We start from the raw sequence: 24822 nt of genomic DNA, 5'->3' as shown, positions 1-24822 counted from the left end.
TTATGCTTCTCTATGTAGTATGCCCGTTTTCAGAAGTAAATATCCTTTCAGGCAATTCGAAGTTTTGCTACTATTAAATTATGAAGTAGTTAGTCATGGAAAGGAAGCGAAGTGGTATGTCGAGTGCGTTACTTTACTTATATGAGGACGAGGAAAATCAACGATTAACGATGTCAGGAGTACATTTCTCTGATTTCGCTGCAGCCGTCGATTTGAAACGTCCTTTACTCATTTCAGGAAGTGATTTCAAACAGACGAAACAATCGTTTCGAACGATGCTTCATTACATCGAAGCGCATGAGATCGAACAGTTTTCACAATCAACGGATGTCCAGCGTCATCCTTTGACTGCTATTGATATTCGATCCTCTCATTCGCTCGATGTATTGACGGATGTCGAAATCGCGGAGTTATTATTTTTAATGCATATGAAACGAGGGACACCTCTTCCTTTCCTTGACTCGATCGAGAATGAACTGGTCTATTTTAGCGAACACGATGGGCTTCATGCTTCTGTTTACTTGAAGGATTGGTCACGAGTAGAACAACTTATCTCCGATCTCGTACAACGGAAATTTCGTCAGCACGCACGATCCGTCGCCTCGATCGCCTTAACAGCTGAAATCATGATTCATATCCGTCATCTCCTCAAAGAAGGAGTATTGATTAATTTCGAAAGTGCAAAACGGTCTGTTTTCTCAAGAAATATCACGATTCCCGTATATGTAGCAGGACGCTACGAAGATATGAGCGTATTACATGAAGATTTTGAAGCGGAGAAAGAATCGATCCTTCGACGAGGAACGCTTGTTTGTCGCAAAAAGAAATGGAGTTTTGAGTTAGATTGACCTTTAGCATCTTTTTCTTTTAGAAAAGGATGCTTTTGTTCTATTTGAATTTTACATGACGATTCCCTCTCAAAAGGTATTCCTATCCATATGACAATATTGTTAAAAAATTTTTCGAATTTTCACATAAAATAAGACTAGCATCTTGTGAAGACTTCGCTATAATGAGGATAACCTTTTCAAGATAGAAGTTAGCCCCGGTTTTTTATAGGGATAGTACTGGAATCAGCAGAAGGAGGAATTCAATATGGATCAGTTAAAAGTGAACGGAATTGGCTCATTCACGAAATTTGCGACAAATGGGAACATCCTGAAATTAAAGGATGCGACACTCGGTGAAGTGAAATTGTCGCTGAATGAGGCGAGTTCAATGACCATCGCCCCTGTCGATGAAGAAAATGGACTTTTCATCATTAAAGGGCAACAGCAGGAATCGCTTGTTGAACTGACGTTACCACGTCAATCCTGTGAGGTCGTTCACGCTTGGCTCCTCCATAAATTGAAACGTCACAAAAAAACGCGCTCGATTGCAACGAGCTGATGTGTAATGTATAACGTCTTGGGTAGAGACCTCATCTCTCCTCAAGGCGTTATTTGTTTTCAAAAATTCGATGGTGAATTTTCAGAAAATATTGTTTTATTAATTTCTTCATGTTATCCTTAGAAAAATTCAAACAGGAGGTTTTAAACATGACACACGCAACGCTCATCCAAAAACGACTGATTGTGATTAAGAGTAGGGACTGAAGATTCATTTCTCGTTTGAGAAAATGAAGATCCAGGCCCTTTTCGTCATTTCGACAAGGCGTCTGAGCAAACGACGCCTATCCACAAACTTAGTGGATGAGGCTTTTTTTATGAAATTAGGATGAATGGAGGACAACACATGTTTAAGACAAAAGATACATTTGCTTTAGGATTTATGATTTTTGCTTTATTTTTCGGTGCGGGTAACCTAATCTTCCCACCGGAACTCGGTGCGCTTGCGGGTTCACAGTTCCTTCCTGCCATCCTTGGTTTTATCGTAACGGGTGTCGGTCTTCCTTTGCTCGGCTTACTTGCAGTTGCCTCTATCGGGGGTGGCATCAAAACACTTGCTGCACCACTCCCTCGTTTTGTAGGTGCTGCCTTGACGTTCGCACTCTATGTTGCAATCGGTCCCTTTTTCGGAATTCCGCGAACATCGGTTGTCACGTATGAGCTCGGAGTCGTACCATTTCTTGGTGCTCCCTCACAAATGACGTTGATCATCTCATCGAGTCTCTTTTTCCTTGCCACACTTTATCTTGTACTACGACCAGGAAAATTACTTGAGATCATCGGGCGTTTCATCACACCATTGTTACTGATTGCTCTTGCTGCATTAAGCATTAGTAGCATCATTTCGCCACTTTCGGGTGTCGCTTCACCAAACGAAGCGTATGAGACGACTGGACAGGCATTCATTCAAGGTTTCCTTCAAGGATACTTAACGCTTGATGCACTCGGCGCCTTGGTATTTGGTGTCGTCGTACTGCATACATTGAAAAGCCGAGGCGTTCATGAACGAAAAGCACAATTTAAAGTCGTCACTCGTGCCGGAATTATCGCTGCCACTGCTTTGACTCTCGTCTATGTCGGACTTGGAATGATCGGACGTAACACCTTTGCCGCCATCGGAAAAGTTGATGGTCCAGCACTTCTTCAGCATTATGCAAATACTGCCTTCGGCTCAATCGGTTTAGCTGTACTTGGTCTTGCAATTCTGCTTGCATGTTTGACGACATCAGTTGGTCTCGTCACCGCATTTGCAGAATATATGATGACGATTTCCAACCGTGTATCTTTAAAAGCGGCAAGTATCTTCACGACTGCTCTCGGTCTTACGGTATCGATCGTCGGATTGCAGACATTGTTATCCATCGCCGTTCCGGTATTGATGTTCCTTTATCCAATCGTCATCGTCTTGATCGCTTTGACATTCATGCGTCATCTGTTCCGTCGTAAGTCGGTCGTTTATCAATCAACTCTTGGTGTAACGATTTTCTTCTCATTCTGTAGTGCGTTGAATCAACTTTCGCTTTTCCCGGGAAATCTTAAAACGTTCTATCAATCCTTGCCTTTAGTGGATCAAAGTTTAGAATGGTTATTCCCAACACTCATCGCCTTCGGTATCAGTTCATGGTTTGGACACGTTTCCAGTGCTTCTATCACACAAAAACGCGCTAGCTAGTGATTCCGCTTTCATCGCTATGGTATGATGAACAAAATGGTTCTATTAATGGAGGCGTCATATACATGGATAAGATTGCTTGGATTACCGACAGCATGGCTTTTTTTGAGCCAGGAGAGGCTGAAAAAATCGGAGTCCATGTGATACCGACTTTACTCATTTTAAACGGAGAGTCTTACCGGGAGTATGTCGATATCTCGATTGAACAGCTTGATCAAAAAATGCGAGAAGATTCCCACGCTTCACCGACGACTTCTCAACCATCATTCGGTGATTTCGTAACCTTGTATGAACAATTGCTTGAAGATGGTTATGATTATGGGTATGCGATTCATATCACGAGTGGACTGAGCGGCACATATTCGAGTTCCGTCGCTGCAGCTGAAGCTGTCGGTTTCCCCTTATACGCGATTGATTCGTATACAGGTGCTGCGAATCAGCAAGAACTTGTCCGGATCGCACAACGACTCGTTGCTGCTGGTAAAGGTCCAGATGAAGTCATGCCTACGCTTGAGACATTCAAACACAAATCGCATTTTTATCTGATCATCGGAAATATGGAGACGATGCGACGGAGCGGACGTGTCTCAGGAAGTCAATTTTTACTAGCAAACATGCTCAATATTAAACCAATCGCTCAATTTAATGAGGAAGGACGACTTGTCCCATTTAAAAAAGTCCGTTCCATCAAAAAAGCTTTTAAAGAAATGGTCAGTGAAATTTCATCAAAAGTCAGTGCTCATGGTGTATATGATCGGACGCTTTATGTCAGTCATACGCTCGCTCATGCCGCTGCTGAAGAATTACGGCGCTTGATTTCTACAGAACACCCGGAGCTTCAAGTACGCATTACCCAATTTGGTCCTTCCATCTTGGCACATGCTGGCGCTGAGACGGTCGGTGTGTACTGGTTCGATGAGATTCCTTTACCAACAACTTGATATCTTGCACGAAACGATGAAAACCGGACGGTCTGCTTGAGACCGTCCGGTTTTTTCATGTCGTTTCATACTTACGAAATAGTTCTTCTAATAATACGGCTTCGTCCGTCGTCCGTTGAATCGGCTCATGCGGAAGCGTGATTACACTGGATAACGTCTCAGAAGGATATACATCAATCGAAACTTGTTCCATTTCGATGAGATACTCAAGGATGGAATCAAGTGATGTCTCCTTATTGAATTGACGAAGCCAATTTTCATATCGACGATCCACTTTTCCTTCTTTAAGCAAAATCTTTCCACCGTCAATGATCGCCCACTTCGGTGGCGCATCGATTTGAAAGAGTTCCAACTGCTGGTACTCTTCCATCGTTCGTTTCGTCACCGGAACAACACCGTTAATCGATACTAACCGTTTTAATCTAAGATGCGCTCGCATCGTCATAAAACGAGGTCGCCCAGCGACTCGCTCGACAAGCAACGTCGGCTTGTCGATGGAGCGCATCGTCTCTTCATCAAATAACAAACTATGATCAACATCTAACAGTAACATCAAGCCACTCCTTTTTTTCTACGGGAGACGATGAATGCATAGGAGCTACATAAAAGAATCGCAGCAAAACAATATCCACCGATGACATCTGAGAAATAGTGAACGTTTAAAATGATTCGAGAAGCTCCCATGGCGAGAAATAAACCAATCGTCACGATTGATACAAGTACCTTCCCACCTGTTTTAAGATGACGAAACGCAACGACGAGAAATCCAGCATATACGGCAAAAGCCATCGCTGAGTGACCACTCGGAAAACTGTATCCTACGCCACCAACCAATTCATTTAACGAGGGGCGCTCTCGGACAAAAGCGAATTTAACGACTTGATTCAATACACCTACTGATATTGCCATGATCACATACCAGATGCTTGCGATACGATCTCGCCACAATACATAACTTAGTATTCCAAGTAACACCGTCATCGTCATCGCCCCTGGACCCGATCCGAGTTGAGTAAACCAAGAAACGTAATCCCCTGGGACGTGTTGCGACATGTATGACGATAATTGGGCATCAAATAAAAAATAGCCTGTCATCCGAATGGAGACAGCGATGATCACGAACAAGACGACAGCAATGGATGCACCTATCCACGCCGCTCTCGCACCCCGCATCAGTATGTCCCCTTACGTTCTTCTAATTCTTCTGCTGAATAGTCTTCCTTATCTCGCAAGCGATGCGCTAGTCGTCCGGATGCGTTTGCTGCGATGGCCGCGACGATATCATCCATGAACGTGTTGACTTTTCCGTCCCCAAGCTTCGTATCGAGTTCTTTGATAATACCAACCTTTGCTTTATCCAAATAGCCGAACGTCGTAACCGCAATCGAACCATACGTGTTGACGGCACCAATCGCAATCGTCTCATCTACGCCAAATAGCCCTTCATCGCTTTGGATGATGGACAGGAGGGGTTCTGATAATAACCCTTTTTCCGCCAAGATGTCTAGTTCTGCTCCGACGAGAATCGCATGTTGTAATTCACGCTTTTCAAGAACACGTTCTACTGAACTGACACATGTTTCAATTGTCAGATCCACCGTGTAGGGGGCCTGCATTTGGTAAACGATCTCAGCGATTGCATGAATCGTCACCCCTCGTTCATGTAACTTATCGATAGCTGCCTGTTTGACCTCTTTTGAATGTGTTTTCTTCATGACTATATCCACCTCTCCAACAAAGTACTTCATTAGTATACACGGATTCTGAACCTCCTCTCAAACTTCTTTGACATCGACGCCAGAATCCGTCATGATTATTTTGTAAAGCGTTATCATTTCAGGGGAAAGTAGGGGATTTTCGATGAACATCGGGGTTGTATTGTTTCCATCGAAACGCGTTCAAGATTTTGCAAATTCATACCGAAAGAGATATGACTCGAAGTATGCACTGATCACACCTCATATCACGCTACGGGAGCGGATGGAAGTCGATGAGACAGAATTAGACCACATCGTGACGGAGTTGAATCGAATCGCGTCCGAAACGAAGCCTGTCAATTTGCACATCCAAGGAGCTCGTTCGTTCCATCCGACGAACAATGTCTTGTTCCTCAAAGTAATGCCGACGGATGAGTTAGAACAATTACATCGCGCTTTGCATACGGGACCACTCGAACATAAGCCGAAATACGATTTCTTGCCACACATCACAATCGGTCAAGAACTGTCGGATGTCGAACTGTTCGATGTACTAGAACGTCTCAAGATGGAAGATATCCGTTTCCAAGAGGACGTCACGAAAATGGCTTTATTGTATGAACTGGAGAACGGTGCTTGGAGTGTCTATGAGACATTCCGCTTCACAGGTCAATGAATGATTAAACTTCCCGGTCGAAGCTTCGACCGGGAAGTTTTAGTTCTGGTAATACACCGTATGCATTTGCCTGTTCTTCTAAAAAGTCGTCCGCTTCGTGTTCGCGGTAAGGGTCAGTTGGGCGTATCGGTTGAACTCGAGCGACTGGTTCAGTCTTTAGCTGTGGATCGACACGTACTTGACGATTGACATATTGTACGACTGTAAAATCGATTGCGTTCATCCTCTGCACTTCCTCTCTCCTTCTAGTGACACTTATATTTGGTAGTTCCCCGATCGAGCACAAAAAAAACCAAGCCTCCCGCATGGGATAGCCTGGCTTAATCGATCGTTTATTAAAGAATGTGGAATCCGCTATCGACGTGAAGAATTTCTCCTGTCACCCCACTCGACATTTGCGAAAGCAAGAACAGTCCACTTTGACCAATTTGTTCCGTCGTCACGTTACGATGAAGTGGCGCACGTTCTTCGATGCTATCAAGAATTGAATTGAAGTCGCCGACACCTTTTGCTGATACTGTCCGAATTGGACCAGCTGAGATCGCATTGACACGAACGCCTTGCTGACCATATTCAGCAGCGAGATAACGAACGCTTGCATCTAATGCGGCTTTCGCAACACCCATGACGTTGTAGTTCGGAACCATCTTCTCACCACCGAGGTACGTCAACGTGATGACGGATGCATCTTCCGTAAAGAAATCCTTCGCCGCCTTGACGACTGCTGTTAAGCTGTAAGCTGAGATATCAAGTGCTTGCGCGAACTGTTCACGCGTTACCCCAGAAAATTCGCCACGAAGCGCTTCTTTATCCGCGAATGCGATCGAGTGAGCGATCCCTGAAATCTTACCGTGGTCCGCATGAATCGTTTGGAAGACCTGTTCAATCTCTTCATCACTTGTGACATCACACGTATAATAAGAAGCCGGTCGTGATAATTCTTGTCCTAATTTTTCAAGTGGTGCCTTGAAACGTTCTCCGACATATGTAAATGCCAGGCTTGCTCCAGCAGCGTCGAGCGCACGTGCGATACCCCATGCAATCGAACGTTGATTAATGACGCCCATGACGACGTACGTCTTGCCTTCGAGTGAAGGATAAATATTCATGATAAAGTCCCCCTTGAATTAGTACCTGGTAATAAAACCTATCTTCAGGTTACAAAAACGTAACGCTTCTGTCAACCATCGCTCTTGATATTGCGGATTTGATAAATTACGGTAATATAGAGAATGATAGAAAGTAGGGATGAAATGAATCGATTCAAATCATTTACACAACGTTATGATCATACGTTGCTTTTTTTACTCGCCTGTCTGATGGTCATCAGTATCATCGCCATCTATACAGCACAACCTTCGCTTAAAGGTGCGATCAGTGCCATCAACTTCTCTGCCAAACAAATTCAATGGTACGTCATCGGCTTCATGGCGTTATCGGTCGTCATTTTCATCGATTATGAACAGTTGAAGCGATTCCACTGGTTTTTATATGGAGCAGGTATCGTATCATTGATCGGTCTTGTCGTTCTTCGAAACACACCAATCGTCACTGAAATCAAAGGGGCATACGGTTGGTATCAATTCCCAGTTATCGGTACGGTCCAACCGGCTGAGTTCATGAAGTTCTTTTTGATCGTGACGCTCGCTGCCGTCATTACCGAGCACAATGCGCGTTATGTTCAACATGAAAGAGATCTCTTGTTACTTATCAAGTTAGTCGCGGTTACAGCCTTGCCACTCGGTCTTATCATCATTCAGCCCGATTTAGGGATCGGTTTGATTCTATGCGTCATCTTAGCATGTGCGATGTTGTTATCAGGACTAAACTGGAAATGGCTTTTGACGATGTTCGGTCTGTTCGCAGGAGCCGTCATCATCTTCTTTTACCTGTTCTTTTTCCAAAATGATTTACTCGCAACCTTTTTCCCAGGTCACGCGATGAACCGGATCATGGCTTGGTTGCAACCGTTCGAATATGCGGATGATCTGTCGTACCAGCTCGTCCAAGCAATCAACGCGACAGGTTCAGGTCAAATGTTCGGCGTTGGATACGGGAAACTGCAAGTGTTCGTTCCAGAATTGCATACAGACTTCATCTTTACGACGATTGCCTCACACTACGGTTTCATCGGGGCTGCCATCGTCTTGATCGTCTTGTTCCTGTTCGTCTATCGCTTGATTCAGATTGCTCTCGAGACAGCTGATCCATTTGGTACCTATATCGTGACAGGATATGTCGCGATGTTTACGTTCCAAATTTTCCAAAACATCGGGATGACGATTGGTGTCTTACCGATCACAGGTCTTCCCCTACCGTTCATCAGTTATGGTGGATCAACGATGATCGTAAACCTCGTCGGTCTAGGATTGATCATGGCAATCGCCTCTCAATCTCGGATTTCCATGTTTGATGAAGACTAAACACAAATAAAAGGCAGTGGACCAAGTCCATTGCCTTTTATTTGTGTACTTTATCATTCCAGTCGGAGATCCTCAGGAAGTGGTGCTTCAAAACGAACCTGTTCTCCCGTCGCAGGATGAAGGAACGTTGCTGACGCACTATGAAGCGCCTGACGCGGAAGTAACGGGTTCCCTTGATACATCGTATCGCCAATCAAAGGATGCCCAAGAAAAGCAAGATGGACACGAATTTGGTGTGTCCGACCTGTCTCTAGTCGGATATCGAGTAATGAGATTTCTTGGTCAAAGGCTCGAACTAGACGGCTATTTAAGATATGCGTAATGGCTCGTTGACCATCCGGTCGTACCATCCGTTCCATGAAGGAATGATCGGTTTGACCAATCGGTTGATCAATTGTTTGTACCGGTACGTTTCCCGGTGCATACGCTAAATAATGTCGTTCTAATTCATTGGATCGTTGCATGAGACTCATCCGGTGATGGGCAAGCCCATGTTTCGCGAACAAGACAAGACCACTCGTATCACGATCGAGCCGATTAACGATATGGATTGCATACGGAATTCCTTGTTTTCGGTAATAACCAAGGACATAGTTCGATAATGAGCGTTCTGGATGCAGTCGAGACGGAATCGATGCCATGCCCGGCGGTTTATTGACGACGAGCAACCAATCATCTTCAAACAAAATATCAAGTTCCCCTTCTGTCGCCACCATATCCGGTGCTGGTGTCTCTTCCGGGAAGAAGACATGGACATGATCACCCGCGTGTAAGACGTCGTGGACGTTAACATGCTGACCATTACGCGTGATATCCCCATGATTTTTAATCGATACTAACATTTTTCGCGAAATCCCTAAGCGGGTCGTACAAAAATGACTGACACGCCAGCCATCCTCGTTGTCAGTCACCATCTGTTGTAGCTGAAATCCATTCATGTTTCCATTTCCTTTACTTTAACGTCTTTCGTCTGCCAGGAAAGATTCCCGCACCCGTTGCCAGAACGGGAAAGAACGAAAACGAGCAAATTTCACTTTTTTATCAGAGACCCGGCATCGAATCGATGTCACGTTTTGATGAATGATTGAAGCATAGTGGTCATAGGTCATCTGAAAATCAATCGGATTAACGGGACGAATTTCGACATCATGATGTTTCGGTAACAACATCGGTGAGCCGATCGTCCGGTAAACACGATTGTTGATGGAAGCCATCTCTGTAATTTGAATTGCTTCGAGCGCCGGGTGAACGATCGCTCCGCCGAGTGCCTTATTGTAAGCTGTCGAACCAGACGGTGTTGATACACACAACCCGTCCCCTCGGAATGTTTCGAAGTAGTCGCCTCGAATCGATAAATCGCAAACGAGCGTCTGATTAAAACTTTTAATCGTACACTCATTCAAGGCAAGCAGTTGGTTGTGTGAACCGTCCGCATAATCAATCGAGAGTTCAAGCAACGGGTATTGAACCGTCGCTAAATCCTGCTTCGCGATATGATCAATCAGTTCATCCATTTCTTCAGGGCGCCAATCCGCATAAAAACCAAGATGCCCCGTATGAATCCCAACAAGCGTAATTGTCTCTACTTGATCGAGATACGAATGAAACGCCTGTAACATCGTTCCGTCTCCACCGATCGAGACGACGATTTCCGGCTGGCTGACATCAAGAATACATCCCCGATCCGTCAATGCCTGCTCGAGTTGCTGTTTCAGCGCATGAGATCGCTCATCATCACGAGCCGTGATTGCAAAACGCATGGTCATCCCCCTACTCTTTTAATCGTTCAGACGCCTTAGCGTCGCGTTGAAAGACGAGTTGTGCATCTTGGATTTCTACTTTCAGCTGGCTCATCTCCGCATCAAGCAAAAATGCTGCCTCTGCTGCACGACGCAGACGCTCACGCGTCTCTTCCGGAATATTTCCTTGGTACTTATAATTCAACGAGTGTTCAATCGTTGCCCAGAAGTTCATCGCAAGCGTTCGAATTTGAATCTCGACTAACGTCGGAACTTCACCTTCGATCGTCTGTACCGGATAGGCAATGATGACGTGATACGATCGATAGCCACTATCCTTTTTTTGCGTAATGTAGTTCCGTTCTTCGACGATTTTAAAATCTCCGCGCGAGCGCAGCAGCTCAAGGACATGAATGATATCATCGACGAATTGACACATGATACGTAATCCGGCGATATCCTGCATGTCTTGTTCTAATGACTCACGCGCAATTGCTTTTCGTTCCGCTTTTTGAAGAATGCTCTTTACAGGTTTGACCCGTCCTGTGACAAATTCAATCGGTGAATGTTCTCCCCGTTGCTGAAATTGTTTACGAATCGCTTTTAGCTTAACTTTCAACTCATCGACCGCGATTTGATACGGTGCAAGAAATAAATCCCAATTTTCTTTTGTCATCTGATTTGTCACCACTTTTAATCGAATAGTATTGGTTCACTGCCTGTTCCTACCTCATTCATGTTATCATATTTTCAGACATTCAACTAGAAAGGCGTGATTCCGATTAGACAAGAATTGGAAATCGAATTTAAGAACTTATTGTCTGAACAAGAATATCTATCGTTATTTACCCATTATGCGTCAACAAAACAACCCATTTGGCAAGCAAATGATTATTTTGATACTCCTGATTTTGAACTTCGAAAAAAAGGTGCTGCTTTACGGATTCGTGAGAAAAAACAAGGGCTCGTACTGACTTTAAAACAACCTCATGAGGAGGGGTTGCTTGAAACGCATGTTACGTTATCATCAACTGAAGCAGAAGATCTATTCAAATACGGTCTAATTCATTCCGAAGAGATGAACGAACAGCTAAAGTCATTTGATTTACAGGGATCTTTAGAACATTTAGGTCGATTAGAGACAGAACGAATCGAAACCGTGCTCCCGGAAGGATTGCTTGTCCTTGATAAAAGTCGCTATCTCGGACATACCGATTATGAGTTAGAGTTTGAGGTCAGTAACTTCGAACAAGGGCAAAAGGATTTCGAGCGAATTCTTTCAGAACACGACATTCCACAACGCAAAACAAAAAATAAAATCGTTCGCTTTATGGAACGTAAAGCGCTTTCTTGATTTTTCGTGTAGAAATGAACAAGCAAAACCTTTGCTCTTTCTTTTTTTTCGTTGCTAAAATAGGGTAACGATAACAACAGGAAGGGGTGAACGGATGGAACACGCACAATGTAACGGATCTTATTGTTCATTGGACGAACCATCGATTCAACAACCGACGAAACCTCTGGAAATCTATCATTTTCTAGATGTGACACAAACGGATGGTTTACGGTTGATACCCGTTCTCAAGAAGTTAGAACTAGAATATGGCCATCTGTTCCGTCTTCGGACGATTGCAACGATTCCATGTGCTCCATCACGATCCGCATGCGACATGTCACCACTCGTCATTCTAAAAGCAATTGAGCTTCAAGGAAAAACGTTTGGTATGCGATTCATGCGACGCCTTCGAATGCTTCATAACGTCGAAGGAGAAAGTGCTTATAGTCGACCATCATTGATGCGGCTAGCAGAGGCATTAACGGAGTATGGTTTGGATTTAGATGAGTTCCATCGTGATGTCTCGTCGGATACGATTCAGCAAATGCTCGAGAAAGAAACCGAACTAGTCACCGAATGGGATGTTCGGATTCTTCCAACACTCGCTTTCGTTGGAGACGAAGAAGCGATCAAAGCAGAAGGACCTTATGAGTATTTGGTGTATGTCTCGATCTTAAGTGAATTGCTAGATCATACGATCGAAAAACAACCGAAGCCACCACTCGAACAATTCTTGAGACGGTATGAAACAGCAACAACGGCTGAAATCGCCTTTATTTATGACGCTCCTGAATCCCAGATTGAACACGAATTAAAAAAATTGGTCTTGCAACAAAAATGTGCTTCTCTATCGTACTGTGATGGAAAAGTATGGCGTCATTTAAAAGATTCGGCACATGCATGATAAAAACAACAAAAAGGACAGTGAAGCACGCTTCACTGTCCTTTTTGTGTTCAATCATAGATAAAAGAAAAAGTCCCTCATGACGAGAAGGACTTTTTCTTTTGACCATTGGATGGGGGAAAAAGAGAATCGACTGGGGAATGTGACCCTCTTCACAATATAAGTATATCGTGGTTCTCTTTTCTTTTCCACTCTTTGTTCACTTTGTCACAAAGATGTCACTCTGCTAACAAAGCTTCAAATTCATCTAGGACACGTTCAAATTGACGCAGTGCTGCTTCAACTGGTGCTTTTGTTGTCATATCAACACCCGCAGCTTTTAATACTTCGATTGGATAATCACTTGATCCCGCTTTTAAGAAATTGTTGATGTATCGCTCTACAGCAGGTTGTCCTTCTTCTAGAATCTGATCCGTCAAGGCAGCAGCAGCAGAAATGCCCGTTGCATACTGATAGACATAATAATTGTAATAGAAGTGTGGAATCCGAGCCCATTCTAGACCGATTTCTTCATCCAATACAATTTCTTCTCCGAAGTATTTTTGATTCAACGCATAATACGTTGACGTTAAGAATTCCGGTGTCAGCGATTGTCCAAGACGAGCCGCATCATGAATTGCATGTTCGAATTCAGCGAACATCGTTTGTCGGAACAATGTTCCACGGAATGTTTCGAGTTGATTGTTTAATAGATAGAGTTTTTCTTTACGATCCGTTACTTTCTTCAATAGATAGTCGTTCAACAATGCTTCATTCGTCGTTGAGGCAACTTCTGCGACGAAGATTGAATAATCACCATATGGATATGGTTGAGACTTCCGCGTGTAATAACTATGGACAGAATGTCCGAATTCATGTGCGAGTGTAAAGAGGTTGTTGATGTTGTCTTGCCAGTTCATCAAAATGAACGGCTGTGTATCATAAGCACCAGAAGAGTAGGCTCCACTCCGTTTACCACGCGTCTCTCGGACATCAACCCAACGTTCAGACAACCCTTCTTCGAGGATGTGCTTGTACTCTGCTCCGAGCGGTGCGAGCCCTTCGACCATCAATTGTTTCGCTTCCTCGTAAGAGACTTTCATCTCCACCTCAGAAACGAGCGGTGTGTACATATCATACACGTGTAGTTCATCGAGTCCGAGCACTCGCTTACGTAGGGCGACGTAACGATGGAGCAATGGTAAATGTTCATGTACCGCTTCAACTAATCCATCATAGACGGACTCAGGAATCGCATTACCGTGTAAAGCTGCTGCGCGTGCCGATGGGAACTTCCGGACATCTGCATAGAAGTTGTCTTTCTTAACTGACCCAGCAAGTGTCGAAGCGAGCGTATTCGTGTATTTCGCATATGTTCCATACATCGCTTTAAATGCTGCTTCACGGACCGAACGATCAGATGATTCCAGGAATGTGATGAAGCGACCATGTGTCAACTCTGTCTCTTCTCCGTCTTCCCCTTTGATTTTCGGGAATGTCAGATCTGCATTGTTCAACATACCGAACGTCGTACCGGATTGACCGAGTACTTCTCCTGCCTTTGCAAGAATCGCTTCTTCCGCTTCCGTCAGGACGTGTTCACGCTCTTGATTCAATTCATCAAATGCATGACGATACATCGCAAGATCTGGATTCTCATTAAGATACGTCTCAATCGTTGACTCAGGTACAGCTAATAGTTCTGGTGTCATGAAAGCAAGTGTTGCTCCGATTTGCGACGCGAGTGTTCGAGCACGGTCGTTCATTGCTTGGTAGAAACTATCTGCTGTATTTTCGTCATAACGCATGTGCGCGTATGTATAAAGCTTATAAAGACGTCTTGAGACTTCGTCTCGTAACTGTAACCCTTCATAGAGCGTTTCTGCACTCTGTCCAAGACGACCCTTATACTCGACGAGTAATGGGAGCATTGCTTTCACCGATTCGAATTCTTCTTCCCACGCTTCGTTCGTTGCGTAAATCGACTCTAGATTCCATGTTTCTGTAACGTCAACATCTTGACGTGTTAATACTTCTGCCATTTCCCTCACTCCTTTAATTCAGTTATACCTGTTTTCTTTTCGACAAACAATCGAAGTGCTCCTGCTAAAGCAGCTTATTCGCCTCCTCAATCCGCTCCATCCATTCCCTGACGAGAGCACCAATCAAATCTCTTTCAATCGATAGATTCAATTGGTGAAGCAGTTGATTTATGACATATTCCAGACGGCTCAAAGTGTACCGCCCTTTTATCTCTAAAAAGACGACGATTTGAAATTCAAAGGGATGGACGGGTAGAAATAATAGACGTGTGATGGGGAGAAAGGCAAAAGAGGGAAGATTTTGTAGATGGAAACCTGATTGATACAGTGGGATCTTGAGGATGCGTGGAGGTAATGAAGGATAAAAAGGACGTCGCCGATAGCGATGAACGATTCCTTGCCATCGAGCGATTGAAAATTTCCGAGGAAATGATGAAGGTTCTTTCGAAAGAAAATCAGATAATGAGAGCGGTTGAACCGTACAATAGACATGATGTTTTGCAAAAGGAACCGGATGTCGAAATCTCCGGATTTGATTCTCGACGATCAGATCCAAGTAATCATGTTGTAAAAATGCTTGTCGCATCCAACCTTGCAATCGCAACGTGACACCATGTGAAGGATGAAATCCGATCCACCGAACCGTTTGTTCTTGTTTCGCATCAAGCCTGGCTCGTCTGATCCATTCCTCTGCTGACATCGGAGAACGTTGAATTTCAATCCCGATTTTCTTTTCTGGTATCCACAGATCAAAACGTCTCTCCCCAGTCATCCATTCAATTTCGACTTGGACACCTGCGTTTATTAAAGAATCCGCAATCCGCTTTTTCCAAGACATATGCACGTTGCTTTCTCCTGAACAAGCTGAGATATGTGCAAAGTGTGGTCGTCGTCCTTGCCTGACGCGCAATGGCTTCAGGCAATACGGACAACGTAAGGACATCGTTTTTAATTCATGGATGGGAAATCTGTGAATCATGATGCGTTTACCAGAAGCATCAATGGCTTCAAACATCTGAATCGTCCCCTTTTACTAAAGTAACGGTGAGAATAAACGTGAAATCGATTCAATTAATCGACGGCGTAATGGACGCCGATGGAACATATCAGCATCAACTTGTGTCGAATGGCTAAAATCTTCATAAAAATCACGTGTCAGTTCATGGACAGAGTTCGTTCCATATAAGAAAGCATTCACTTCGAAATTCAAATGAAAACTACGTAAATCCATGTTCGCTGTCCCAATCGTTGCGATGGCGTCATCAACGACAATAACTTTCGAGTGCATGAACCCTTTATTGTACTCGTAAATTTTTACACCAGCTTGTAGCAAATCATCAAAATAAGAACGGCTCGCATAAAAAACGATTTTATGATCCGGGAAGCTCGGTAGTAGAATACGGACGTCAATCCCTGCCATTGCAGCTGTCTTCAGCGCTGTCATGAGATCTTCGTCCGGTATCAAATACGGGGAAGCAATATAGACCGATTCACGTGCTTCCGTGATGAGCCCGAAGTAAAGTGATTTCATTGCCTCATATGGCTCATCAGGACCGCTCGCAATGATTTGAACACCTCCTGTTGCTTCTTCAACGTACTCAAGTGGCTCCATGTAAAACGGTGTAAACAGCCGTTCACCGGTCATGTAATACCAGTCTTGCAAAAAAATCAGTTGGAGTTCAGAGACAGCCTCTCCCCTTACGAGAAGATGGGTATCACGCCAAAAACCAAAATGTTGATCACGACCGATATACTCATCCCCGATGTTGATTCCGCCCGTAAATGCAACCGTTCCATCGATGACGACGATTTTCCGATGATTCCGGTAGTTTGATTTACTCGAAATAAACGGTAAGACGACGGGGAAAAACGCACGAACCTCAACACCAGCTGCCTGCATCTTCTTGAAATAATGTTTATCCGTCGAAAAACAACCGACGGCATCATAAAGAAAGCGGACCTCGATTCCTTGCTTAGCCTTTTCAATCAACGCTTCCTGTAGCTGAAGCGCAAGTTGATCATCGCGTACGATATAGTACTCCAAATGAATATGATGCTGTGCTTGACGAATCTCTTCTAAAAGAATTGGAAACTTTTCCTGACCATTCGTCAAGATTCTTGTATGTGTATTATACGAAATCGGAAGGCGACTGATTGAATCGATAAGTGTCACAACTTTTCCATAATGTCCTTCTTGGAACACTGATTGGTGTACCCCTGCCTTAAACTGGGTACGATACTTAATGTAAGACTCTTCATCAAGCATTGCCTTCAGTCGAAACATTCGTTTTCGACGGTAGTTCTGACCAAATGTGAAATACACGAATACGCCAACGACAGGCAATGCCATCATGACGAGTGCCCAGACGAGCGTTCGTTCTGGGTTTCGATTTTCGAGTAGAATGATGACGAACACGCTCATGACGACCAAGATGATGACGATGGACAGCCACCCTACCATATAGACACTCCAATAGTAGGATAAAAAGGCAATCAAGCCGATGGTCAAGATGAGGGTCATGAGAAGTTGTACACGTCGTAGCATGAATCCCCCTCCTTTTATGTAGGTAGTACAAATCGTATTTAAACTGATGACAGAAAGGAAGCGTTTAAATGGGTACGTATATCATTACTGGTGCAACAAGTGGAATTGGTGAGGCAACTTCCCTTCAACTCATTCGGGAGGGACATACCGTCCTTGCGATTGGTCGCAATGAAGAAAAGGGATCCTCTCTTGAATCAAACGGAGAAGGACGTTTATATTTCTTCCCTGTCGACTTAGCTGATTCCTCTGCAATCGATGCGTTCTTTGAAGAAACACAAGAAGATTTCCCAGAAATCGATGGTATTTTCAACAATGCAGGTACTTTCGGGAAACCCGTTGCACCTGAACGTGTCTCCGATCAACAAAAAGAAGTATTCCAAGTGAACTATCATGCGCCCGAACGAATTATCCAGCTCGCGACGAAACGCTTCTCAAAGGGTGCTTCCATCGTCAATAATAGCGCCATCGTAGGTCATGTTAAGTTTCCAGCAATGCTACTGCCTTACGCTTCGTCTAAAAGTGCTTTACTGACGCTAACAAAGACATACGCCGCCCGCTTCCATGGTAAGTACCGATTTAATGCTATTTGCCCGGGACCAGTCGATACAGCGCTCAGTCATGCGTTATATGGCGGGAAAGATAAATTTGATCTCGCAATGAAACATCACCTTCGAGGTGAGCCCGCACAACCTTCTGAAATCGCTGAGGTCGTTTGTTTCTTACTATCAAACAAAGCAAGTTACATCAACGGTCAAGCGCTCATCGTAGATGGAGGCTATACCCTCACTTAATACCAGAACAAAAGGAGGTATCACGATATGTGATCCTCCTTTTCCTCGCACTTTTTCTGACCTTAGTTCGGAAAATGTTTCCGAATGAACGGAAAGACATCTGAAGCAATAATCTGTTTCCCGTATTCAGCTACAGGATGTATCGTTTGTTCGCTGAACTGGAGATACTCTGCGATTAAACTCATGACGTTTTCTTGCGCTTCTACGTTCACATCATCTTCGAAATGAACATGCAGTAAATAGAGTCCATCTTTTTGATAAAGCGCTGTTTCAAGTTCTGCGAATACAGGAGCATTCGCATATTGACTGAGCGCGATGATATGTTCGAAATCGCGAGTTTCAAATAAAACATCTTGGCTTAACTCTGTATCTTTATCTTCTGTCTCAGACATCGCTGATCGTAAAAGTGAATCGAGTTCGTCTTCATCGACTTGCTCACCATCAACTGCATTTTTCGCGATCGTTACAGTGACTTCAAGACCTTTTTCAAATGCTTGCACTTGTATCCATAGTGGACCTTCGAAGGAGATGGACTCTTTTTCATTCGCTTCGTCCATCATCTGCCAGAATAACTGTTCTCCCCGTTCCCGGTTATACCAAATCTCATCTCGGGCAAAACCACGGCGTTCGATGTCGGTGTACGTGATGAAGAACTTGACCGTATTGTCATTGACGCGTTCGATTTTCAAACTGTCCACTCCTTTCTTCTCGTTCCTTATCTAGAATACGAACGAGGACATGACTTGGATTCATAGTTTTGAATCCGAAGGATATATTTCTATTCCTTTGTTATCTTTATTTTAACCTTTTTTATCGGTAACAAAAAGCACACTGCTCACGAAGCAGCGTGCTTTTTAAAATTACTCGTTGACAAGACGCTGCGCTTCCAAAAGTTGGAACGTACGCACCTTGCGCGGTAAGAATCGACGGATTTCATCCTCGTTGTATCCCACTTGAAGGCGTTTTTCATCAATCAAGATTGGGCGACGCAATAATCCCGGATATTCTTGAATCAAATCGTATAGATGCTGCAACGATAAGTTTTCAACGGAAACATCGAGTTTCGAGAAGACTTTTGAACGTGTTGAGATAATCTCGTCCGTTCCATCTTCCGTCATGCGAAGAATCTGTTTGATTTCATCGAGCGATAATGGTTCTGAAAAGATATTACGTTCAACGAACGGGATTTCATGTTCTTCAAGCCACGCGCGTGCTTTCCGACAAGAAGTACAACTTGGTGAAGTATAGAGTGTTACCATTGAAAAACATCCTCCCCCTGATTTAACATCATTCAATACCTATGTGAATAAGCAGATATTGATGATGGTTCTATTACTTGACAGTTTACATCTAATAAAGCAGAAAACCTAGCTTTTTTATAAAGATGAAAGAACTTTTCGTAAAAAAGCTTGTTAAAGCCACCACGTGGCTTTAACAAGCTGGCGTGTGATCAAATGGCTGAGAAATCGTCTCTTTTGCTTTAGGAAGTTTCATTTCTTTCAGTTTTTTCTCTAAAATATCCCGCAAAAGGCGCTTCTTCAGCTTTTTCTTCTTGTCACGTTCTTTCATATTCCGACACCCCAATCGGCCCGAAACAGAACTAACAACCATACGAAAGCAAAATAATCATCTTCTACATTAGTAAGTATACCACGTATCTCAAAAATCTATTCCTACTTTAAGCAATTAAATATGTGAGATTGTCGATTGAGGAATGAAAAACAGTTGCAATTTCTTTCAAATTTCTGTAGAGTGTATAGAAATATCAACGCTCAGAAAGGAGTTTTTCATTCATGGCATTAACACTCGTTACGATTCTCGATCATCCGATCGCTCAAAAATATTTATCTCGTTCTGGCTTGAATCATGCGATTTCAGTAGCGGAACGCGCACTGACGCTTGCTACGAAACGCGGTTTAGATGCTGACACTGCTACGAAGGCAGCACTCTTACATGATATCGGTCATTACGAATGGTATACCGATGGCACTTGGAACTATGATTTATATCGCCAAAATGATATTCATGCCATTAAAGGAGCTGAACGTGCTCACAAACTGTTGATTCGCCTTGGTGAAGAACCAGCACGCGCAAAAGAAATTGCTCTCGCTGTTCTTTTGCATACGGATTCTTATCTTCCACCAGGTGCGATCAATCGAACACCTCTTCAACAACTTGTTCATGATGCGGATACGCTGGAAGAACAGCCGGGCGGACTCCATCATTACGAAAAAATTGACTTTGAAGAAGCCATGCATCGTCTTGATGCAATCGATTCAGTCGTCCATCGATTTGCTCATCTACCGCGTATTGCATCAGAAAATTAAAAGGCATTTCCACGATCAACGTGGAAATGCCTTTTTGCTTTAACGATTATACGAGTTGCGCTTGATACGCTTCAAGTTCTGCATCCGTCATCGAAACGAAGTGACCTGGCTCGATTTCACGAAGTGGTGGAATGCTCGAATCTTCATCCGATTTCCCAACCGGTCCACTCGTCGGGCGATCAAAGATGATCCGTTTACGTGTCCGCTCGTGCTCTGGATCCGGAAGCGGAATCGCAGATAAAAGTGACTTCGTATAAGCATGAACAGGATTCTCATACAGACGATCCGCATCACACAATTCAACGAGGTGACCCTGATACATAACACCAATCCGGTCTGAGATATACTTAACCATCGATAAATCGTGGGCGATGAACAAGTATGTCAAACTGCGATCACGTTGCAGTTTTTTCATCAAGTTGACGACTTGGGCTTGAATCGATACGTCAAGTGCTGAAATCGGCTCATCCGCAATGATGAAGTCCGGCTCTACAGCAAGTGCGCGTGCGATACCAATCCGTTGACGCTGACCACCTGAGAACTCGTGCGGGTAACGACTCGCGTGTTCTTTCGTCAAACCAACAGTCTCAAGCAAATCATATACACGGTTATTGCGCTCTTCTTTTGAGTTTGCTAAACCATGAATATCGATTCCTTCAGCGATGATATCACCAACCGTCATCCGTGGATTTAACGATGCATACGGATCTTGGAAGATCATTTGCATTGCACGGTTGAATTTCAATTTGTCTTTACGTGACTTCTTACCATGAACGTTTTCACCTTTGAAGATGACTTCGCCGTCTGTCGCTTCGTATAAACCAATGATCGAGCGACCAGTCGTTGACTTACCACAGCCTGACTCTCCAACGAGACCAAGTACTTCGCCTTCGTAGATATCAAATGAAAGTCCATCAACCGCTTTGACGACGCGTCCACGTCCAATATTGAAATGTTGCTTCAAGTTTTTTACTTCAAGTAATTTATTACGGTTTTCCATTATTTCAGACCGCCTTTCAGAAGCGATTTTGAGAACACGCTGTCCGGACGGTATTTTAACGCCAAGTCACGGATTGCAGCGGGTGGTTCAACGTATGGAGCTTGTGGATGTAGCAACCACGTCGCCGCTTCGTGTGTATCTGAGATTTTGAAGAAAGGTGGTTCTTTCTCGAAATCAATCTTCATCGCGTATTTGTTACGCGGTGCAAACGCATCACCGACTGGTGGATGCATCAAGTTCGGTGGAGTTCCTGGAATCGCCGGAAGATCTTGCGAACGGTCATCAGATGGACGCGGCATTGAGCCTAGTAGTCCCCAAGTATATGGATGACGCGGCTCGTAGAAGATCTCATCTACTGTACCTTTTTCAATCAATTTACCAGCATACATGACGGCTACACGGTCAGCCATGTTCGCTACAACACCTAAATCGTGCGTAATGAAGATGATTGCTGTACCCGTTTTTTGCTGAATGTCTTTCAATAACTCAAGAATCTGAGCTTGAATCGTAACATCGAGTGCAGTCGTCGGCTCATCGGCAATCAACACTTTCGGATTACATGCAAGTGCGATTGCGATGACGATCCGTTGACGCATCCCACCCGATAATTGGTGCGGATATTGTTTCAGACGCGCTTCTGGATTCGGAATTCCTACGAGTGTCAAAAGTTCGAGTGTACGCTTTTTCGCTGCGTCGCCTGTTAAGCCTTGGTGACGTTTTAATCCTTCAGCGATTTGTTTATAAATCGTCATTGTCGGGTTAAGTGATGTCATCGGATCTTGGAAAATCATTGCGATATCACGACCGCGGACTTTTTGCATTTCTTTATCCGAAAGCTTAACGAGGTCACGACCTTCAAATAAGATTTCACCTTGTGTGATTTCACCTGGTGGGTTTGGAATCAAACGCATGATCGCTTTTGAAGTAACCGATTTACCAGAACCAGACTCACCAACGATTGCGAGTGTCTCGCCTTTTTTCAAATCAAACGATACACCGCGGACGGCTTGTACCGTCCCGGCATACGTATGGAAAGCGACATTCAGGTCGCGAACAGATAAAATAGTTTCCATTGTGAATGAGCTCCTCTCTAGTTTCCGTTAGCGTCGTAAACGTGGGTCGAACGCATCACGCAGTCCATCTGCCAACATATTGAAGCTGACCATGAGGAGTACGATGACCGTCGATGGAACAACGAGCAAGAATGGGAACGTTTTGAGTTCTTTGTACCCTTCGTTGATCAATGTACCGAGTGACGGTTGTGGTGGTGCAAGTCCTAAACCGATGAAGCTTAAGAACGCTTCGAAGAAGATCGCACTTGGAATCGTGAACATGAGCGAGATGATGATCGTTCCCAAGGTATTTGGAATTAAATGTTTAAAGATCAATCGTGCGCTAGAAGCACCAAGTGTCCGTGCTGCAAGAACGAATTCTTGGTTCTTTAGTTTCAGGATTTGACCACGAACAAGTCGGCTCATCCCGATCCAGCCGGTAATCGTCATCGCAAGGATGATCGTCGTGATCCCTGGTTCAAGAATCAAGATGAACAAGATGATCAAGATCAAGTTTGGTACACCTGTTAAAATTTCAGCAATACGTTGCATGATGTTATCGACACGCCCACCGTAATAAGCAGAAATTCCGCCGTATGTGACACCAACGAGAACGTCGATGAGTGCTGCCATCAAACCGATGAATAACGAAATCTTCGTTCCTTCCCAGACACGCGACCAAAGATCACGACCAAGGTGGTCCGTTCCGAACCAGAAGTTCTCCGTCACCTGTTTTTGTTTATAGAAATCAATCGGCGTATCGCCAAGTGTCGCCATACCGTCAAAACCAGCCCACTCTAAACCAGTAACTTTAGGTGGAAGTTTAGCTTGTGTGATTGTTTGGGTATAAGGGTCATTACCGGATAAAGTAGGTCCGACCAATGACATGATTGCGATGATGATGATGACAGCAAGTGAGAGAATTGCCGCTTTGTTCTTGCGTAGACGCATCCAAGCATCTTGCCAGAAGTTTAAGCTTTTACCAGCAAGGCGTTCCCCTGCTTGTTCATTGAACTCAACGTGTTGGAACAGCGATGAATCAAACTGTTCTGCTTTTGCATTTGAATTTTGTTCAGCCATTATTTGTTACCCCCCAAACGGATCCGTGGATCAACGACACCGTACAGCAAATCGACGATCAAAATCATGAGAATGAAGACTGCTGAGAAGAACAACGTCGTACCCATGATGACTGTGTAGTCATTTTGTGTGATTGATGATACGAAGAGTTCACCAAGACCAGGTACAGAGAAAATCCGCTCAATGACGAGTGTTCCTGTAATCAATGCAGCTGTCATTGGTCCAAGAATCGTGATCGCCGGAATCAAGGCGTTCCGAACCATGTGTTTCCAAGTAATCGACTGACCATCTAGGCCTTTTGCTTTAGCTAACGTGACATAATCCTGGTTCGTAACTTCTAGCATCTCTGTTCGGACGAATCGAGCAATTGAGGCTGTAACCCCAAGTGATAACGATATGGTCGGCAAGATGGTATGCGCCGGGCTTTCCCAGAACGCGACTGGCAAAACGCCCCATTTCACGCCAACATAGTATTGAAGGAGTGAGGCGAATACGAAGGACGGTACCGAGATTCCGATAACCGATACGAACATTGCACCGTAATCGATCACTGTGTTGTGACGAAGCGCCGCGACAACACCTAAGACGAGTCCTAAAAATACTCCAAGTACTAATGCTTGAACTCCTAATTGAGCCGATGGTCCAATTCGTTCAGAGATTAAATCCGTTACCGGACGGCTATCATATTTGAATGAAATACCGAGATCTCCTTGGAACAAGTTAACCATATACGCTGCATAGCGTTGTGGCAGTGGATCATTCAAGTTGTACTTATCCCGAAGGATGTTCAACTGTTCAGGAGAAAGTTTCTCCTGGTTTTGGAACGGTGAACCTGGTAGCAGATCCATCAGGAAGAAAGTGAACGAAGCGATGAGTAAAAACGTCAGTACGCCGTAAACCAGGCGTTGAGCTAAATAACGGCCCATAAGATGGCACCCCCTATAAAGATTTTCTGTTTTTTTCGAAACATCAATAAAATCAGTATGACCCACAATTGTCGGAACATTCAAGAATTTTGTCATAAAAATTTAAAAATTCTTTTTTTATTGTGCTTTGATTTGATGTTCGCTTGGATGTTTTTCTAATTTCATCCAATAGTCAGAATTTTTCGTTTGATTCCATTATACTTTGCTAACAAAGTAATTAGAACTACTTTTTTACGAAACTTTCACATTTTCGATAAAAATGAGTTTCCATTCATAAAAAGTAGTATAAAACAGGAGCGTACCC

General features: G+C 43.9%; 28 protein-coding genes. 10 read left to right on the top strand and 18 right to left on the bottom strand.

The window, feature by feature from the left end; all coding sequences use genetic code 11:
• The first annotated feature begins 116 nt into the window (after positions 1 to 116).
• From KNQ06_RS03805 to KNQ06_RS03790, 4 genes are all read left to right on the top strand, one after another.
• A complete protein-coding gene (locus tag KNQ06_RS03805) occupies positions 117 to 848 on the top strand; it encodes a hypothetical protein (RefSeq protein WP_214723680.1) in 732 nt (243 codons plus the stop codon).
• Between the two features lie 247 nt (positions 849 to 1095).
• Positions 1096 to 1389 (top strand): hypothetical protein, encoded by a 294-nt coding sequence (locus tag KNQ06_RS03800; RefSeq protein ID WP_050677561.1) that lies wholly within the window; start codon positions 1096 to 1098, stop codon positions 1387 to 1389.
• Between the two features lie 345 nt (positions 1390 to 1734).
• Entirely contained in the window at positions 1735 to 3060 is a 1326-nt protein-coding gene (brnQ, locus tag KNQ06_RS03795) for a branched-chain amino acid transport system II carrier protein (protein ID WP_214723682.1), read from the top strand.
• Positions 3061 to 3125: 65 nt separating this feature from the next.
• The gene (locus KNQ06_RS03790) at positions 3126 to 4001 is read left to right on the top strand and encodes a DegV family protein (RefSeq protein WP_215147369.1); all 876 of its coding nucleotides are present in this window, start codon (positions 3126 to 3128) and stop codon (positions 3999 to 4001) included.
• Positions 4002 to 4056: 55 nt separating this feature from the next.
• Here the strand turns inward: KNQ06_RS03790 and KNQ06_RS03785 are convergent, their stop codons facing one another.
• Genes KNQ06_RS03785 through KNQ06_RS03775 form a run of 3 tightly spaced genes read right to left on the bottom strand, consistent with a single transcriptional unit; the run spans position 4057 to position 5716 of the window.
• A complete protein-coding gene (locus KNQ06_RS03785) occupies positions 4057 to 4554 on the bottom strand; it encodes a hypothetical protein (RefSeq protein WP_055968682.1) in 498 nt (165 codons plus the stop codon).
• Positions 4554 to 5174, bottom strand: coding sequence for a phosphatase PAP2 family protein (locus KNQ06_RS03780; protein ID WP_133207554.1), 621 nt, complete (start codon positions 5172 to 5174; stop codon positions 4554 to 4556). The genes KNQ06_RS03785 and KNQ06_RS03780 overlap by 1 nt, the downstream gene beginning before the upstream one ends.
• Complete coding sequence (locus KNQ06_RS03775; protein ID WP_034786059.1) at positions 5174 to 5716, bottom strand: phosphatidylglycerophosphatase A family protein; 543 nt, start codon at positions 5714 to 5716, stop codon at positions 5174 to 5176. The genes KNQ06_RS03780 and KNQ06_RS03775 overlap by 1 nt, the downstream gene beginning before the upstream one ends.
• A gap of 145 nt (positions 5717 to 5861) precedes the next feature.
• On the opposite strand from KNQ06_RS03775, the gene KNQ06_RS03770 reads away from it, so the two are divergent.
• Positions 5862 to 6374, top strand: a complete 513-nt coding sequence (locus KNQ06_RS03770) for a YjcG family protein (protein ID WP_023468877.1) — start codon at positions 5862 to 5864, stop codon at positions 6372 to 6374.
• 4 nt (positions 6375 to 6378) lie between these two features.
• On the opposite strand, the gene KNQ06_RS03765 is transcribed toward KNQ06_RS03770, so the two are convergent.
• Together KNQ06_RS03765 and fabI are read right to left on the bottom strand one after the other, a co-directional pair.
• Positions 6379 to 6597, bottom strand: a complete 219-nt coding sequence (locus KNQ06_RS03765; protein WP_023468878.1) for a hypothetical protein — start codon at positions 6595 to 6597, stop codon at positions 6379 to 6381.
• Between the two features lie 112 nt (positions 6598 to 6709).
• Positions 6710 to 7483: an enoyl-ACP reductase FabI gene (gene fabI / locus KNQ06_RS03760; protein ID WP_029342212.1), complete on the bottom strand. Its 774-nt coding sequence runs from the start codon at positions 7481 to 7483 to the stop codon at positions 6710 to 6712.
• Positions 7484 to 7627: 144 nt separating this feature from the next.
• On the opposite strand from fabI, the gene KNQ06_RS03755 reads away from it, so the two are divergent.
• Positions 7628 to 8797 carry an FtsW/RodA/SpoVE family cell cycle protein gene (locus KNQ06_RS03755; protein WP_035396680.1) on the top strand — a complete coding sequence of 390 codons (1170 nt, stop codon included), beginning with the start codon at positions 7628 to 7630 and terminating at the stop codon, positions 8795 to 8797.
• A gap of 53 nt (positions 8798 to 8850) precedes the next feature.
• On the opposite strand, the gene KNQ06_RS03750 is transcribed toward KNQ06_RS03755, so the two are convergent.
• Genes KNQ06_RS03750 through yjbM form a run of 3 tightly spaced genes read right to left on the bottom strand, consistent with a single transcriptional unit; the run spans position 8851 to position 11212 of the window.
• Positions 8851 to 9735, bottom strand: a complete 885-nt coding sequence (locus KNQ06_RS03750) for an RluA family pseudouridine synthase (protein ID WP_215147367.1) — start codon at positions 9733 to 9735, stop codon at positions 8851 to 8853.
• An 18-nt stretch (positions 9736 to 9753) separates the two neighbouring features.
• Positions 9754 to 10557: an NAD kinase gene (locus tag KNQ06_RS03745; protein ID WP_023468882.1), complete on the bottom strand. Its 804-nt coding sequence runs from the start codon at positions 10555 to 10557 to the stop codon at positions 9754 to 9756.
• 10 nt (positions 10558 to 10567) lie between these two features.
• The gene (yjbM, locus tag KNQ06_RS03740) at positions 10568 to 11212 is read right to left on the bottom strand and encodes a GTP diphosphokinase (protein WP_035396676.1); all 645 of its coding nucleotides are present in this window, start codon (positions 11210 to 11212) and stop codon (positions 10568 to 10570) included.
• A gap of 96 nt (positions 11213 to 11308) precedes the next feature.
• Between yjbM and KNQ06_RS03735 the strand changes: the two genes are divergently transcribed.
• Both KNQ06_RS03735 and KNQ06_RS03730 read left to right on the top strand, forming a co-directional pair.
• On the top strand, positions 11309 to 11890 hold the full coding sequence (locus KNQ06_RS03735; RefSeq protein WP_323680069.1) for a CYTH domain-containing protein: 582 nt from the start codon (positions 11309 to 11311) through the stop codon (positions 11888 to 11890).
• Positions 11891 to 11984: 94 nt separating this feature from the next.
• Complete coding sequence (locus tag KNQ06_RS03730) at positions 11985 to 12776, top strand: DsbA family protein (protein ID WP_050677567.1); 792 nt, start codon at positions 11985 to 11987, stop codon at positions 12774 to 12776.
• A gap of 218 nt (positions 12777 to 12994) precedes the next feature.
• On the opposite strand, the gene pepF is transcribed toward KNQ06_RS03730, so the two are convergent.
• The 3 genes from pepF to cls all read right to left on the bottom strand — a co-directional run bounded on the left by pepF (position 12995) and on the right by cls (position 17342).
• Positions 12995 to 14797 carry an oligoendopeptidase F gene (gene pepF / locus KNQ06_RS03725; RefSeq protein WP_050677569.1) on the bottom strand — a complete coding sequence of 601 codons (1803 nt, stop codon included), beginning with the start codon at positions 14795 to 14797 and terminating at the stop codon, positions 12995 to 12997.
• Between the two features lie 64 nt (positions 14798 to 14861).
• On the bottom strand, positions 14862 to 15812 hold the full coding sequence (locus KNQ06_RS03720; RefSeq protein WP_214723690.1) for a competence protein CoiA family protein: 951 nt from the start codon (positions 15810 to 15812) through the stop codon (positions 14862 to 14864).
• Positions 15813 to 15830: 18 nt separating this feature from the next.
• A complete protein-coding gene (cls, locus tag KNQ06_RS03715; protein WP_050677571.1) occupies positions 15831 to 17342 on the bottom strand; it encodes a cardiolipin synthase in 1512 nt (503 codons plus the stop codon).
• A gap of 68 nt (positions 17343 to 17410) precedes the next feature.
• Here cls and KNQ06_RS03710 point away from each other — a divergent pair, with 68 nt between their 5' ends.
• The gene (locus KNQ06_RS03710) at positions 17411 to 18133 is read left to right on the top strand and encodes an SDR family NAD(P)-dependent oxidoreductase (protein WP_047393679.1); all 723 of its coding nucleotides are present in this window, start codon (positions 17411 to 17413) and stop codon (positions 18131 to 18133) included.
• 62 nt (positions 18134 to 18195) lie between these two features.
• On the opposite strand, the gene mecA is transcribed toward KNQ06_RS03710, so the two are convergent.
• The 3 genes from mecA to KNQ06_RS03695 all read right to left on the bottom strand — a co-directional run bounded on the left by mecA (position 18196) and on the right by KNQ06_RS03695 (position 19702).
• Entirely contained in the window at positions 18196 to 18831 is a 636-nt protein-coding gene (gene mecA, locus KNQ06_RS03705; protein ID WP_369815310.1) for an adaptor protein MecA, read from the bottom strand.
• A 162-nt stretch (positions 18832 to 18993) separates the two neighbouring features.
• Positions 18994 to 19392 (bottom strand): transcriptional regulator SpxA, encoded by a 399-nt coding sequence (gene spxA / locus KNQ06_RS03700; protein ID WP_012370920.1) that lies wholly within the window; start codon positions 19390 to 19392, stop codon positions 18994 to 18996.
• 172 nt (positions 19393 to 19564) lie between these two features.
• Positions 19565 to 19702, bottom strand: coding sequence for a hypothetical protein (locus tag KNQ06_RS03695; protein WP_023468890.1), 138 nt, complete (start codon positions 19700 to 19702; stop codon positions 19565 to 19567).
• Positions 19703 to 19926: 224 nt separating this feature from the next.
• Between KNQ06_RS03695 and KNQ06_RS03690 the strand changes: the two genes are divergently transcribed.
• Entirely contained in the window at positions 19927 to 20460 is a 534-nt protein-coding gene (locus KNQ06_RS03690; RefSeq protein WP_215147365.1) for an HD domain-containing protein, read from the top strand.
• A 46-nt stretch (positions 20461 to 20506) separates the two neighbouring features.
• On the opposite strand, the gene KNQ06_RS03685 is transcribed toward KNQ06_RS03690, so the two are convergent.
• The 4 genes from KNQ06_RS03685 to opp3b are packed head-to-tail and all read right to left on the bottom strand — an operon-like array spanning position 20507 to position 24518.
• Positions 20507 to 21460, bottom strand: coding sequence for an ABC transporter ATP-binding protein (locus KNQ06_RS03685; RefSeq protein ID WP_029342202.1), 954 nt, complete (start codon positions 21458 to 21460; stop codon positions 20507 to 20509).
• Positions 21460 to 22533 (bottom strand): ABC transporter ATP-binding protein, encoded by a 1074-nt coding sequence (locus KNQ06_RS03680; protein ID WP_029342201.1) that lies wholly within the window; start codon positions 22531 to 22533, stop codon positions 21460 to 21462. The genes KNQ06_RS03685 and KNQ06_RS03680 overlap by 1 nt, the downstream gene beginning before the upstream one ends.
• Positions 22534 to 22560: 27 nt before the next feature.
• Positions 22561 to 23592 (bottom strand): oligopeptide ABC transporter permease, encoded by a 1032-nt coding sequence (gene opp3C, locus KNQ06_RS03675; protein WP_050677572.1) that lies wholly within the window; start codon positions 23590 to 23592, stop codon positions 22561 to 22563.
• Positions 23592 to 24518: an oligopeptide ABC transporter permease gene (gene opp3b / locus KNQ06_RS03670; RefSeq protein WP_058703812.1), complete on the bottom strand. Its 927-nt coding sequence runs from the start codon at positions 24516 to 24518 to the stop codon at positions 23592 to 23594. Before opp3b ends, opp3C begins: the two co-directional genes overlap by 1 nt.
• Between the last annotated feature and the right edge of the window lie 304 nt (positions 24519 to 24822).

It is taken from the genome of Exiguobacterium sp. s91, from assembly GCF_018618915.1.
In the GTDB taxonomy this organism is placed as follows: domain Bacteria; phylum Bacillota; class Bacilli; order Exiguobacteriales; family Exiguobacteriaceae; genus Exiguobacterium_A; species Exiguobacterium_A abrahamii.
This window is presented reverse-complemented; position numbering and strand designations above follow the sequence as displayed.

What these genes read in the sequence shown, in the direction of transcription:
- KNQ06_RS03805 (WP_214723680.1), top strand. Translation starts at nt 117, where the DNA reads ATGTCGAGTGCGTTACTTTACTTATATGAGGACGAGGAAAATCAACGA.
- KNQ06_RS03800 (WP_050677561.1), top strand. Translation starts at nt 1,096, where the DNA reads ATGGATCAGTTAAAAGTGAACGGAATTGGCTCATTCACGAAATTTGCG.
- brnQ (WP_214723682.1), top strand. Translation starts at nt 1,735, where the DNA reads ATGTTTAAGACAAAAGATACATTTGCTTTAGGATTTATGATTTTTGCT.
- KNQ06_RS03790 (WP_215147369.1), top strand. Translation starts at nt 3,126, where the DNA reads ATGGATAAGATTGCTTGGATTACCGACAGCATGGCTTTTTTTGAGCCA.
- KNQ06_RS03785 (WP_055968682.1), bottom strand. Translation starts at nt 4,554, where the DNA reads ATGTTACTGTTAGATGTTGATCATAGTTTGTTATTTGATGAAGAGACG.
- KNQ06_RS03780 (WP_133207554.1), bottom strand. Translation starts at nt 5,174, where the DNA reads ATGCGGGGTGCGAGAGCGGCGTGGATAGGTGCATCCATTGCTGTCGTC.
- KNQ06_RS03775 (WP_034786059.1), bottom strand. Translation starts at nt 5,716, where the DNA reads ATGAAGAAAACACATTCAAAAGAGGTCAAACAGGCAGCTATCGATAAG.
- KNQ06_RS03770 (WP_023468877.1), top strand. Translation starts at nt 5,862, where the DNA reads ATGAACATCGGGGTTGTATTGTTTCCATCGAAACGCGTTCAAGATTTT.
- KNQ06_RS03765 (WP_023468878.1), bottom strand. Translation starts at nt 6,597, where the DNA reads ATGAACGCAATCGATTTTACAGTCGTACAATATGTCAATCGTCAAGTA.
- fabI (WP_029342212.1), bottom strand. Translation starts at nt 7,483, where the DNA reads ATGAATATTTATCCTTCACTCGAAGGCAAGACGTACGTCGTCATGGGC.
- KNQ06_RS03755 (WP_035396680.1), top strand. Translation starts at nt 7,628, where the DNA reads ATGAATCGATTCAAATCATTTACACAACGTTATGATCATACGTTGCTT.
- KNQ06_RS03750 (WP_215147367.1), bottom strand. Translation starts at nt 9,735, where the DNA reads ATGAATGGATTTCAGCTACAACAGATGGTGACTGACAACGAGGATGGC.
- KNQ06_RS03745 (WP_023468882.1), bottom strand. Translation starts at nt 10,557, where the DNA reads ATGCGTTTTGCAATCACGGCTCGTGATGATGAGCGATCTCATGCGCTG.
- yjbM (WP_035396676.1), bottom strand. Translation starts at nt 11,212, where the DNA reads ATGACAAAAGAAAATTGGGATTTATTTCTTGCACCGTATCAAATCGCG.
- KNQ06_RS03730 (WP_050677567.1), top strand. Translation starts at nt 11,985, where the DNA reads ATGGAACACGCACAATGTAACGGATCTTATTGTTCATTGGACGAACCA.
- pepF (WP_050677569.1), bottom strand. Translation starts at nt 14,797, where the DNA reads ATGGCAGAAGTATTAACACGTCAAGATGTTGACGTTACAGAAACATGG.
- KNQ06_RS03720 (WP_214723690.1), bottom strand. Translation starts at nt 15,812, where the DNA reads ATGTTTGAAGCCATTGATGCTTCTGGTAAACGCATCATGATTCACAGA.
- cls (WP_050677571.1), bottom strand. Translation starts at nt 17,342, where the DNA reads ATGCTACGACGTGTACAACTTCTCATGACCCTCATCTTGACCATCGGC.
- KNQ06_RS03710 (WP_047393679.1), top strand. Translation starts at nt 17,411, where the DNA reads ATGGGTACGTATATCATTACTGGTGCAACAAGTGGAATTGGTGAGGCA.
- spxA (WP_012370920.1), bottom strand. Translation starts at nt 19,392, where the DNA reads ATGGTAACACTCTATACTTCACCAAGTTGTACTTCTTGTCGGAAAGCA.
- KNQ06_RS03695 (WP_023468890.1), bottom strand. Translation starts at nt 19,702, where the DNA reads ATGAAAGAACGTGACAAGAAGAAAAAGCTGAAGAAGCGCCTTTTGCGG.
- KNQ06_RS03690 (WP_215147365.1), top strand. Translation starts at nt 19,927, where the DNA reads ATGGCATTAACACTCGTTACGATTCTCGATCATCCGATCGCTCAAAAA.
- KNQ06_RS03685 (WP_029342202.1), bottom strand. Translation starts at nt 21,460, where the DNA reads ATGGAAAACCGTAATAAATTACTTGAAGTAAAAAACTTGAAGCAACAT.
- KNQ06_RS03680 (WP_029342201.1), bottom strand. Translation starts at nt 22,533, where the DNA reads ATGGAAACTATTTTATCTGTTCGCGACCTGAATGTCGCTTTCCATACG.
- opp3C (WP_050677572.1), bottom strand. Translation starts at nt 23,592, where the DNA reads ATGGCTGAACAAAATTCAAATGCAAAAGCAGAACAGTTTGATTCATCG.
- opp3b (WP_058703812.1), bottom strand. Translation starts at nt 24,518, where the DNA reads ATGGGCCGTTATTTAGCTCAACGCCTGGTTTACGGCGTACTGACGTTT.